Origin of the sequence: Enterococcus sp. DIV1208 (assembly GCF_050530455.1) — a bacterium.
In the GTDB taxonomy this organism is placed as follows: Bacteria; Bacillota; Bacilli; order Lactobacillales; family Enterococcaceae; genus Enterococcus_B; species Enterococcus_B hirae.
This window is the reverse complement of sequence record NZ_CP172887.1, coordinates 2,109,224-2,121,780: the sequence shown is the minus strand read 5'-3', so window position 1 is coordinate 2,121,780 and position 12,557 is coordinate 2,109,224. Positions and strand designations below refer to the sequence as shown.

9 protein-coding genes and 1 other annotated feature (1 of these 10 cut by a window edge) are annotated in these 12,557 nt (G+C 38.7%); of the genes, 7 read left to right on the top strand and 2 right to left on the bottom strand.

The annotated features are described in order from the left end of the window. Positions 1-185, top strand: a binding site (T-box leader) (it extends 56 nt beyond the left edge of the window). Positions 186-232: 47 nt separating this feature from the next. The 5 genes from IGK91_RS09775 to IGK91_RS09755 all read left to right on the top strand — a co-directional run bounded on the left by IGK91_RS09775 (position 233) and on the right by IGK91_RS09755 (position 6,167). After that, positions 233-2,878 carry a valine--tRNA ligase gene (locus IGK91_RS09775; protein ID WP_010738067.1) on the top strand — a complete coding sequence of 882 codons (2,646 nt, stop codon included), beginning with the start codon at positions 233-235 and terminating at the stop codon, positions 2,876-2,878. Between the two features lie 215 nt (positions 2,879-3,093). Beyond that, positions 3,094-4,407 carry a bifunctional folylpolyglutamate synthase/dihydrofolate synthase gene (locus IGK91_RS09770; RefSeq protein WP_010738066.1) on the top strand — a complete coding sequence of 438 codons (1,314 nt, stop codon included), beginning with the start codon at positions 3,094-3,096 and terminating at the stop codon, positions 4,405-4,407. Then, positions 4,397-5,053 (top strand): HAD family hydrolase, encoded by a 657-nt coding sequence (locus tag IGK91_RS09765; RefSeq protein ID WP_010718726.1) that lies wholly within the window; start codon positions 4,397-4,399, stop codon positions 5,051-5,053. Before IGK91_RS09770 ends, IGK91_RS09765 begins: the two co-directional genes overlap by 11 nt. Before the next feature lie 57 nt (positions 5,054-5,110). Further along, on the top strand, positions 5,111-5,803 hold the full coding sequence (gene radC, locus IGK91_RS09760) for a RadC family protein (protein ID WP_128479331.1): 693 nt from the start codon (positions 5,111-5,113) through the stop codon (positions 5,801-5,803). Between the two features lie 163 nt (positions 5,804-5,966). Further along, positions 5,967-6,167 (top strand): cold-shock protein, encoded by a 201-nt coding sequence (locus IGK91_RS09755; RefSeq protein WP_010718724.1) that lies wholly within the window; start codon positions 5,967-5,969, stop codon positions 6,165-6,167. Positions 6,168-6,332: 165 nt separating this feature from the next. On the opposite strand, the gene rnjA is transcribed toward IGK91_RS09755, so the two are convergent. Further along, complete coding sequence (gene rnjA / locus IGK91_RS09750; protein ID WP_010718723.1) at positions 6,333-8,015, bottom strand: ribonuclease J1; 1,683 nt, start codon at positions 8,013-8,015, stop codon at positions 6,333-6,335. A 1-nt stretch (position 8,016) separates the two neighbouring features. Next, positions 8,017-8,229 (bottom strand): DNA-directed RNA polymerase subunit epsilon, encoded by a 213-nt coding sequence (locus IGK91_RS09745; RefSeq protein ID WP_010738064.1) that lies wholly within the window; start codon positions 8,227-8,229, stop codon positions 8,017-8,019. Between the two features lie 389 nt (positions 8,230-8,618). Between IGK91_RS09745 and efrA the strand changes: the two genes are divergently transcribed. Both efrA and efrB read left to right on the top strand, forming a co-directional pair. Beyond that, on the top strand, positions 8,619-10,349 hold the full coding sequence (gene efrA / locus IGK91_RS09740) for a multidrug efflux ABC transporter subunit EfrA (protein ID WP_010738063.1): 1,731 nt from the start codon (positions 8,619-8,621) through the stop codon (positions 10,347-10,349). Beyond that, positions 10,346-12,112 carry a multidrug efflux ABC transporter subunit EfrB gene (gene efrB / locus IGK91_RS09735; RefSeq protein ID WP_081125659.1) on the top strand — a complete coding sequence of 589 codons (1,767 nt, stop codon included), beginning with the start codon at positions 10,346-10,348 and terminating at the stop codon, positions 12,110-12,112. The genes efrA and efrB overlap by 4 nt, the downstream gene beginning before the upstream one ends. Positions 12,113-12,557: the final 445 nt, after the last annotated feature.

Below are 12,557 nucleotides of genomic sequence, written 5' to 3'. Positions count from 1 at the left end.
ATGGTGAGACGTTCTTAGGAGAGACTAGTGAAGGTAGCTTGGGAGTTTTTATCTTGAACCCTTTATCGTGTACAGCAAACCGATAAAACCTAGAGATAAACGAGTCGTGATCGTTAACTCACATGAGAGGTAGTAGGAAACTGCTACAAATTAGGTGGTACCGCGTAAATCAATACGTCCTAAAATACGAAAGTATTTTAGGACTTTTTTTATTTTTAAGGAGGACATCAGTATGACGGAAGAAAAAAATCTATCAACAAAATACAATCCGCAAGAAGTTGAAGCTGGCCGTTATGAAAAATGGTTGGAACAAGATTTGTTCAAACCAAGTGGCGATCAGAAAGCAAAACCCTATTCAATCGTAATCCCCCCACCAAATGTTACAGGAAAACTTCACTTAGGACATGCCTGGGATACGACTTTACAAGACATGCTGATTCGTCAAAAACGGATGCAAGGCTTTGATACCTTGTGGTTACCTGGGATGGACCATGCAGGGATCGCTACACAGGCAAAAGTAGAAGAAAAGCTTCGTCAACAAGGGATTTCGCGTTATGACTTAGGACGTGAAAAATTTGTGGATCAAGTATGGGAATGGAAAGAAGAGTATGCAAGCCATATCCGTGAACAATGGGCAAAAATGGGCTTATCTCTCGATTATAGTCGTGAACGTTTTACACTAGATGATGGCTTGTCAGAAGCTGTTCGTAAAGTATTCGTGACACTTTATGAAAAAGGCTTGATTTACCGTGGTGAATACATTATTAACTGGGACCCACAAGCACGCACTGCTTTATCGGATATCGAAGTGATCCACAAAGAGATTGAAGGTGCTTTCTACCACATGAGCTATGAACTGGCTGATGGTTCGGGTGTAGTGGAAATTGCAACGACTCGTCCAGAAACTATGCTAGGTGACACAGCGATTGCTGTACACCCAGAAGACGAGCGTTATCAAGCGTTGATCGGCAAAAAAGTAATTTTACCATTAGTAAATAAAGAAATTCCGATTATTGCAGATACGTATGTTGATATGGAATTTGGAACAGGCGTAGTGAAAATTACACCTGCGCATGATCCAAATGACTTTGAGGTAGGTAACCGTCATGATCTGCCACGTGTAAATGTGATGAACGAAAATGGAACGATGAATGACTTAGCTGGAAAATATGCAGGTATGGATCGTTTCGAAGCACGTAAAGCGATTGTCTCTGATTTGAAGGAAATCGGACGATTGATCAAAATTGAAAAAATGATCCATAATGTTGGGCATTCAGAACGTACGGGAGTAGTCATTGAACCACGCTTGTCCACACAATGGTTTGTTAAAATGGCTCCATTAGCTGAGAAAGCAATGAAAAATCAAGAGACTGATGATGCAGTTGAATTTTTCCCACCACGTTTTAATCAAACATTTTTACGTTGGATGGAAAATGTTCACGATTGGGTTATCTCTCGTCAATTGTGGTGGGGACACCAAATCCCGGCTTGGTACCATAAAGAAACGGGTGAAATGTATGTAGGGATGGAAGCTCCAGAAAATAGTGAAGAGTGGGTACAAGATCCAGATGTATTAGATACTTGGTTTAGTTCAGCATTATGGCCTTTTTCAACGATGGGATGGCCAGATGAAAATAGTGCTGATTATCAACGCTATTTCCCAACAAGCACATTAGTAACTGGCTACGACATTATCTTCTTCTGGGTTAGTCGAATGATTTTCCAAAGCTTAGAATTTACAGATCGTCGTCCGTTTGAAAATGTTTTGATTCATGGGTTGATTCGGGACGAACAAGGACGTAAGATGAGTAAATCTCTTGGAAACGGCATTGATCCAATGGAAGTGATTGAAAAATATGGCGCTGATGCCTTACGTTGGTTCTTATCAAACGGTTCAGCACCTGGTCAAGATGTCCGTTTCAGCTATGAAAAAATGGATGCAGCTTGGAATTTCATTAATAAAATTTGGAATGCTTCACGTTTTGTTATTATGAACAGTGAAGGCATGACAGTTGAAGATATTACGCTAACTGGCGAGAAAACTGTGGCAGACCGCTGGATCTTGACACGTCTAAATGAAACGATCGCTAAGGTTACTGAACTCTTTGATCATTTTGAATTTGGGGAAGCTGGGCGTCAGTTGTATAACTTTATTTGGGATGATTTTTGTGACTGGTATATCGAGATGAGTAAAGAAGTCTTGTATGGTGATGATGCTGTCTCAAAACAAACAACACAAAGTATTTTGGTGCATACGTTAGATCAAATTTTACGTCTATTGCATCCAATTATGCCATTTGTTACTGAAGAAATTTGGCAACACATCCCACATCAAGGTACTTCTTTAGTAGTTGCTGATTATCCGGTGGTTCATCCGGAATTTAATGATGAAACAGCTTCAAAAGGGATGGAAGTACTCAAAGAACTAATTCGTTCCGTACGTAATATTCGTTCTGAAGTGAATACACCATTATCCAAACCAATTACATTAATGATTAAGATCAATGATCCGAAAATCGGTCAATTCTTAACAGAAAATACCAGCTACATCGAGCGTTTCTGTAATCCAGAAGAGCTAACGATCTCAAGTGAAATCGTTGCGCCTGATCTAGCAATGTCAGCTGTATTGACAGGGGCAGAAATTTTCTTACCATTAGCAGGTTTGATCAATATCGAAGAAGAAATCAAACGGTTAGAAAAAGAACTAGCGAAATGGACAGATGAAGTGAAACGAGTACAAGGAAAATTAGGCAATGAACGCTTTGTTGCCAACGCGCCAGAAGAAGTGGTTGAAGCAGAGCGGGCAAAAGAAAAAGATTATTTGGACAAACAAGCAGCAGTTACAGAAAGAATCCGCAGCTTAAGAACCATCCAGTAATCTGACATTCGAACAATCGTACAAATGCAAAAGAGAGCGGAAAGTAGTTGAAAAACATTTCCGCTCTCTTTTTAAGTAAAAAGCAAGACGTCAGCAAAAATAAGTAGAATCAGAATTGGCTATTCAGTATTTCTTCTTCTTTTACATACACTACGTCTTTTCCTGTGTTTCCGGTTGCTTTTTGCTATAATAAATATGGAATGGGGGAAACGTTGATGAAAATAGAAGAAGCAATCGCCTGGATCCATAGCCGCTTGCCATTTGGCTCTCGTCCGGGACTAGATCGAGTGGAGGCATTATTAGAGATAGTCGGGCATCCTGAAAAACAGGTGAAAACGATCCATATCGCAGGAACCAACGGAAAAGGTTCGACGGTTACGTATCTGAGATGTCTACTAGAAGAAGCAGGTCTGACAGTGGGGACATTTACTTCGCCGTATATTGAATCTTTTAATGAACGAATCTCGATCAATGGACAAGAAATTCCAGATCAAGACTTAATCAAGCTTGTACAAAAATACCGACCACTTGTTGAACATTTGGATCGATTTGAAGCAGTTGCCGGAATCACTGAGTTTGAAACGCTGACAGCAATGGCATTTGATTATTTTTTGTGTCAAAAAGTCGACGTTGCTATTATTGAAGTTGGGTTAGGCGGTTTACTAGACTCAACGAATGTTGCCGTACCATTACTTACAGGAATCACCACGATTGGCTTGGATCATACGGATATTTTAGGAGAAACAATTGAAGAAATTGCTGCCCAAAAAGCAGGAATAATCAAGCAAGGGGTGCCTGTCGTTACGGGAAATATCGAAGAAAGAGCTTTAGAAGTAATCAAAAAACAGGCTAGACTAAGAAATGCCCCTCTTCATATTTTTGGCGAAAACTATCAAGTTACTTATCAACATCCAGCTGAGCAATGGGGAGAAGTATTTTCATTTCATAATGAGCATGGAAAAATGACCTCGCTTACGATTGGCATGATTGGACAACATCAGACAGAAAATGCTGGTATGGCAATTGAACTATACCAAGTTTACTGCAAGATGACAGGAATACCATTTAGTGAAAAAGAAATTCGCAAAGGGCTGAAAAAAGCGCACTGGCCTGGACGAATGGAAAAATTAAGTGAAGAACCTTTTGTTATTTTAGATGGCGCTCATAATACACATGCAGTCAGCCGTTTGGTTCAAAATTTGAAGAAAGAGTTCAAAGATTATCGGATCAATATTTTATTTTCTGCACTAAGTACAAAAGATGTAGAAGCAATGCTAACCCAATTAAAAGCAGTTCCTAATGCGCATTTGTATTTGACGACGTTTGAACACCCGAAAGCATTGGATTTAAGTACCGTGACTGATCTTGTAGATGAAACAGTTTCAATTGTTTCATTATGGCAATTTGGTTTAGCTGAAATATTAGAAAAAATGACCAATGAAGATGTCTTAGTGGTTACAGGTTCCCTTTACTTTATTTCTGAAGTACGAACACTATTGTTACAGTTAGGAGGAAAAAATGAATTATAAAGCTGTCATTTTTGACATGGATGGGTTACTCTTTGACACAGAAATCGTCTACTATGAAGCCTCGCAAATGGTTGCTGATCAAATGGGCTTTCCTTACGACAAAGAATTGTATTTAAAATATCTAGGTGTATCAGATGAAGAGGTTTGGGCAAATTATCATCAGATCTTTGCAAGTTTTGGGAAAAACAATGTTCAAAAATTCATTAATGATGCTTATGAAGAAACGATCAGACGGTTTTCCTTAGGTGCAGTGCAATTAAAACCAGGAGTAATCGAATTACTGGACTTTTTAGAAGAACACCGAATACCTAAAGTTGTCGCTTCTAGTAACCAACGTCATATTATTGAGCTATTATTGGAAAAGAACCAACTGACAAACTATTTTGAAACGATTGTTTCAGCAGAAAATGTCAAACGTGCTAAACCTGATCCAGAAATCTTTTTGCTTGCCCATGAATATCTAGGAACGAAAAAACAAGAAACATTGGTTCTGGAAGATTCTAAAAACGGGATACTTGCAGCAGCAAGTGCGGAGATCCCAGTGATCATGATCCCAGATTTGTTGGCTCCTTCAGAAGACTTGCAACAAAAAACGTTAGCAGTTTTATCTTCTCTACACGAAGTACCAGGATATCTAAAAAAATAAAAATAGCTCCCCCCTTTTTTCGTATCTTATTAGTGAGAAGAAGAAAGGGGGGATTTTATGGAAAAAAATTTGCTGGATGCTGTGCCAGCAACCTCACTTCCAAGGGAGCGAATGTTGCTTTACGGAGAGAAAGCACTCTCTGATCAAGAATTACTTGCTATTTTATTACGCACGGGACAGCATCCCTATAATGTCTTGGAACTAGCAGGTAATTTGTTGAAAACATTTGGTGGACTTGCACTGTTAAGACAGGCAACGCTGTCTGAGCTGGAAAAAATACGAGGAATTGGTCAGGTTAAGGCTCTTGAAATCAAAGCACTGATCGAGCTAGGAAAAAGAATCCAAACACAGCATGTAGCGGTACAACCCACGATCCATGCCAGCTATGAATTAGCGCATCAATTAATCATAGAATTAAAGGATCACAAACAAGAACATTTGATTTGTATTTATTTGGATACTAAGAATCAAGTATTGTTGAAAAAAACGCTATTTATTGGTTCCCTGGATCAAACGATCGCACATCCAAGAGAAGTGTTCCATTATGCTGTTCGATATTCTGCAGCGAGAATTATTTTAGTTCATAATCATCCATCGGGGAATGTTCTTCCATCTAAACAAGACTTGCTTTTTACTAAAAGAGTTCAAAAATATGGAGAGATGATGGGAATCGATGTCTTAGATCATTTGATCATTGAATGCAAACAGTATTTTAGTCTGAGAGAGGAGGGATTGATGGAAGAGGAATAAATTGAATAAGTGGAAGTAGCTTTCTTGCAAAAAAAAAGAACCAAGTGTACAATTATATTGTAATTTTGTTTGGGAATAGAAGTTGAAACATCTGTTGCACCTCTATCGTACGCGAGCAATGTTACAATCAATTAAGTGCTTAGGCACGAGGAGGGTATTATTAATGGAAAACGGAACAGTTAAATGGTTCAACGCTGAAAAAGGATTTGGTTTTATTTCACGTGAAGACGGAAGCGATGTTTTTGTTCACTTTTCAGCTATCCAAGGTGACGGATTCAAAACTTTAGAAGAAGGTCAAGCAGTGACTTTTGATGTTGAAGAATCAGATCGTGGCCCACAAGCTGCTAATGTTGAAAAAGCTTAAGTAGAGCGAGTAAACTAAATAAGTGTTGTTCACCTATTTAAACATGTTAAGAGCGTAAGTGATTACGCTCTTTTTTGTTACAAAAAAACTTATAATGGACAACTGCGCCGAACTTTACCCATCTATGTAGGTAGTCGGCGCATGCAGCCATCATAAGTTTTTCATTTATTTTTCTTCATCAGGTGTCATCACCATTGGAAGGATCATTGGATGTCTTTCTGTTCGTTCAAATAAGAAAGGTTGTAAAGCGCCTGTCATGGCTTCTTTCAGTTTATGTTCAGAGCAATCAGGAGCATTTAACACTTCACGCAATGCATGAAAAAGGATGCGTTGCGCCTCATTGATCATCTCACCTGATTCACGCATATAAACAAAGCCACGTGATAAAATATCAGGTCCCGCTAAAATTTCTTTCTTTTTGATGTCGACAGTAGCAACTGCCAGAACTAGTCCTTCTTCAGATAACAAATGACGGTCTCTCAAAACAACATTTCCAATGTCACCGATCCCGCTACCGTCGATATAGACGTCACCGGCAATAAAATGTCCGGCTGGACGAGCGGTTTCGCTAGTCAAAGCCAACACATCTCCATTTTCCATAATAAAGCAATTTTCAGCAGGTACACCGGTATCTTGAGCAAGGGAAGCATGGATCTTCAACATTCTGAATTCTCCGTGGACTGGAACAAAGTATTTAGGCTTCATCAAACGAAGCATCAGCTTTTGTTCTTCTTGACCACCGTGTCCAGAAGTATGGATATTGTTGATTTTCCCATGAATGACTTCTGCACCAGCTTCAGATAATAAATTGATCAAATGGTTGACGCTGGTAGTATTCCCAGGAATTGGTGAGCTTGAGAAAATGACGGTATCATCTGGTTGGATCTGGATTTGGCGATGGGTACCATTAGCAATACGACTTAAAGCAGCCATCGGTTCACCTTGAGAACCAGTACATAAGATCATCGTTTCATTCGCAGGTAATCGATTGATTTCATGTGCATCAACGAAGGTTCCTTCTGGGACTTTGATATAGCCTAAACGTTGGCCGTTAACGATCGCATTTTCCATACTGCGTCCAAAAACAGCAATTTTTCTGCCGGTAGCAACCGCTGCATCTGCTGCTTGTTGTAGACGGAAGATGTTTGAAGCGAAGCTGGCAAAAATGATCCGACCTTCGATTTTCTCAAAAATCTTTAGGATCGAAAGACCAATCGTTTTTTCTGATTTTGTAAATGTTGGGATCTCAGCATTTGTACTGTCTGATAGCAAGCAGAGTACGCCTTCTTCACCGATCCGTGCCATTTTGTGCAGGTTAGCAGGTTCACCGACTGGGGTGAAATCAAATTTAAAGTCACCTGTTGCAACGATATTACCAGAAGGTGTTTTTACAACGACACCCAACGCATCAGGGATACTATGGGTTGTTCTAAAAAAACTGACCGATGTTTTTCTGAAACGAATCACGGTATCTTCATTGATTTCATGCAATTGTGCATCTCTAAGCAATCCGTGTTCATCCAACTTATTGGTAATCAGTGCAAGCGCTAATGGCCCAGCATAAATAGGGATATTCGCTTGTTTCAACAAATAAGGAATGCCACCGATATGGTCTTCGTGTCCATGCGTGATCACCAGTGCTTTCACTTTGTGTATATTTTGAACGATATAGTTGTAGTCAGGAATTACGTAGTCAATCCCAAGCAGATCATCTTCTGGAAACTTGATTCCAGCATCAATGATAATAATCTCATCTTGGAATTGTACCCCATACGTGTTTTTCCCGATTTCACCTAATCCACCAATAGCAAAGACGCCTGTCTCATTATTTTTGATGGAAAGTTTCATTTTAAAACTCCACTAATGTGAATTTAGCATTTTCTTTTTCGTATTCTAGATGACTGCCTTCTAGAAGTTGAACGAATTCAATGTTGTATGGGGTATTTTCTTCCACTTGTTGACGTGCGTCAACATCACTATTTGCTTCAATGTAAAGTGATTTTGTTTCTTCCCGTTTAGGATTACGGATTTTTGATTCTTGATAATATACTTTGTAAATCATGTTTATGTCTCCTTTATCTGCATGTCGCAGTAATTTAGCTAGTTGATTTTTTTTAGACAACACAAAACGAGGGGTCAAGCCACCTGTTTTTTGATATGCTTTGATTAAAATGAGCGATTCTAATCAAAGAGACAAGCCTCGTTTTGCTTCTCTGTTCGGAAATTTTTTCAACCGTACCTTCTGTATGAATTCATACAATAGTTAATTGCTATTTTAGCATAAAAAAGTGGATAAGTATAGAAATCAACAAGGTGGAAAGGAAAAATGTTTTTTATCATTTAAATGTAATAAAAAAAATTTTTGATGAGAGAGGTGTTCTATATACTATAGGAGTGTGCTATTATTTTTATTAATAGCTAAATTTATTCTAATTAAAAGGAGATGAGAGTTTGAAGTTGATGTGGCACTATACCATGCGCTATAAGAAATATTTGTTATTAAATTTCATCTGCGTATTTGGTTTTATTTTAATTGAGTTAGGCTTACCAACGATTTTAGCTCGTATGATTGATGTGGGGATTCGTAACAACGATTTTGGTTATGTGAAACAACAAGGGATCTTGATGGTTGTAATCACTGTGGTTGGGATCATTATGAATATTCTATTAGGCTATTTTGGTTCACGGATCACGACGAACATCGTTGCGGATATTCGTGACGATCTATTCAAGAAAATCCAGAGTTATTCTCACCAAGAATATGAAACATTAGGGGTTGCTTCGTTGATCACGCGTACGACGAACGACGCTTATCAAATTATGCTGTTCTTACAAAATATCTTACGGATCGGATTTATGACACCGATGATGTTTGTTGTCAGTCTTTATATGGTTATGCGGACCAGTGTTTCATTGAGTTATTATGTGATCGGAGCGCTACCGTTTTTACTACTTTCAGTGGTTGCGATTGCGAAATTTTCTGAACCGTTATCAAAAAAACAACAGAAAAATTTGGATAAGATTAATAGTATTTTACGTGAAAATCTTTCAGGATTACGTGTTATCCGGGCATTCGTTAATGAAAAATTTGAAGAAAAACGATTTGCGAAAGTTAATGATAACTATACAAAAAGCTCGAAAAGCTTGTTTCGTTTAATGGCTGTTGCACAGCCTGGATTCTACTTCCTGTTTAACATTGTAATGGTCTTGATTATTTGGAGCGGAGCGGTTCAAATCGATGCTGGTTCTCTTCAAGTGGGGGATCTGATTGCATTTATTGAATATATTTTCCATGCATTGTTCTCCTTCATGCTGTTTGCAAGTGTCTTTATGATGTATCCACGGGCAGCTGTTTCAGCAGGGCGTATCCAAGAAGCATTAGATGCCTCACCGTCGATCAAAGAAGATCCAAATGGTGTATCTGAAACAAAAACCAAAGGATATATTGAGTTTAAGAATGTGACATTTGCTTACCCTGGACATTCACAAGAACCCGTGATCCGTAATGTGAGTTTTACTGCTTCGCCAGGAGAGACAGTCGCATTCATCGGTAGTACAGGTAGCGGGAAGTCAACGTTGATTCAATTGATTCCTCGATTTTACGATGTAAGTGATGGGGAAATCCTTATTGATGGCGTAGATGTCAGGGACTATCGCTTGAGTAAATTAAGAGATAAAATTGGCTTTATTCCTCAAAAAGCATTGTTATTTACTGGAACGATCGCAGATAATTTAAGATATGGAAAAGAAGATGCTACGCAAGAGGAGATGGAGCGAGCAGCTGAAATCGCACAAGCAACGGACTTCATTTCGAAGAAAACGGATGGGTATGATGAACTTCTTTCCGAAGGTGGAGCTAATTTCTCTGGAGGACAAAAGCAGCGTTTAGCGATTGCCAGAGCTATTATTCGACGTCCGGAAATCTATATTTTTGATGACAGCTTCTCGGCACTTGATTATCAAACGGATGCAAAACTTCGAGCTCGCTTGAAAAAAGAAACGACCGAATCAACGGTGTTAATCGTGGCGCAGCGAGTGGGTACGATCATGCATGCTGATAAAATCATCGTCTTGAATGAGGGAGAAGTCGTAGGTATCGGGACACATCGTGAATTATTAGAAAACTGTCCAATCTATTATGATATCGCAGCTTCGCAATTATCGAAGGAGGAATTAGCATGAAACAAACATTATCTTCCTTAAAACGATTAGCTCGATACATCAAACCTTATCAGTTAGCATTTTTCTTTGTGCTGTTGTTTACTGTTTTGACGGTGATTTTCAACGTTGCTTTACCCTACGTTGTCGGATTGCCAACTACTGAGATCAGTCACAATATTGCAAACAACGAAGCGATTAATTTTTCTTATATTTTCAATTGTTTGATTTGGATCACGATCGTGGGCGTTGGTTATTGTGTTTCGCAATTACTTTCAGGTGTTTTGATGACGAATGTCGTGCAAAGTGCAATGCAAGATTTGCGAAGAGATATTGAAGAAAAAATCAATCGATTGCCTGTTTCTTATTTTGATAAAAATCAACAAGGAAATATCTTATCTCGGGTGACGAATGACGTAGACGCAGTCAGTGGAGCGTTACAGCAAGCGTTTATCGGTGTGGTGAATGCTATTTTAGGGATCACACTGGCAGCAGCGATGATGTTTTATATCCAGCCATTGATGGCGTTGATCTCGATGATCATGATTCCTGCATCTATCTGGATTTCAAAACGTGTGATCAATGCTTCGCAAAAATATTTCCAAGAAATGCAAAATTCGTTAGGGGATTTAAATGGTTATGTCCAAGAAAATATGACTGGTTTTAGTGTGTTAAAAGTTTATGGACGTGAGCAAAAAACGTTTGAAGGATTCAAACAAGTCAATCATCGATTGAAACATTATGGATTTAGAGCAGCCTTTATATCTGGATTGATGATGCCCTTAGTTCAGTTGACCGCATATGCTACTTATATCGGTATGGCTGTATTGGGAAGTTTTTACGTCATTACGGGTGTCATCGTTGTGGGGCAATTACAAGCATTTATCCAATATATTTGGCAAATCAGCCAGCCAATGGGGAATATCACACAGTTATCTTCTGTATTGCAAAGTGCATCTGCGGCTACCAGACGTGTCTTTGAGATTTTAGATGAACCAGAAGAAAAAGAAAATAAAGTGGATGTCACTTTACCAGAAACAGTAGCAGGAAATGTTTCATTTGAACATGTTGATTTTGCTTATGACCCTAAAAAACCGTTGATTCAAGATTTGAACTTTGAAGTAAAAGCTGGTCAAACAGTTGCGGTAGTCGGACCAACCGGTGCAGGGAAAACCACTCTGATTAATTTATTGATGCGTTTTTATGATGTGAGTCATGGGGCAATAAAAATCGATGGTATTGATACTAAAACGATGAGTCGTAGTGATGTCCGCTCATTATTTGGGATGGTTCTTCAAGATGCTTGGCTCTATGAAGGGACAATCGCTGATAATATTCGTTTTGGTAAATTAGATGCGACGGATTATGAAGTCGTTGACGCAGCAAAAACAGCTAACGTTGATCATTTTATTCGGACAATGCCTGATGGGTACGAAATGGAAATCAACGCTGAAGGTGACAATGTTTCGTTAGGACAAAAGCAATTATTGACTATTGCCAGAGCCGTGGTTTCTGATCCTAAAATCTTGATACTTGATGAAGCTACTAGTTCTGTCGATACTCGTTTAGAAGCATTGATCCAAAAAGCAATGGATCGTGTAATGGAAGGACGAACAAGTTTTGTTATTGCTCATCGCCTTTCAACGATTCGTGATGCGGATTTGATCTTAGTGATGGATCAAGGACAAATTATCGAAAAAGGAACGCATGAAGGGCTGTTAGCTCAAGGCGGATTCTATGAAAAACTGTACAATAGCCAATTTGCTGAAGATGTTGCTGATGCTTGATACCGATTAAAACACGAGGTTGTGAAAGAAGCGAACAGCTCCGATGACAATAAGAAAGAATTTTTTGAAACAGCTTCTCATGTTTTGAAAAATTCAGGCTTATTTCAAGGAGTTGCTTCTTGAACACCGTTTAAACCAAGAGGTCGTGAAAGAAGCGATCAGCTCCGAGCAAATAAGAAAGAATTTTAGAATAGAGAGACTGAGGAAAAACTTTCCTCAGTTTCTTTTAGTATCTCTAAAAATCGAATAAACAGTGAGACAAAAGTAGCATCAAGAAATAAGAAGCACCAAGTAGGTAACAATCAACAGCAAAAAACGAGTGTTTATGCTTCTTGTCAATTTTCGGAAATCCCTTCTTATTTCTTGATGCGAAACATTTTTGTCTCACCTCTTTTTTTATTTGTTGGACTACTATACAAAATAAAAATAATAAGATCTGAGCGTT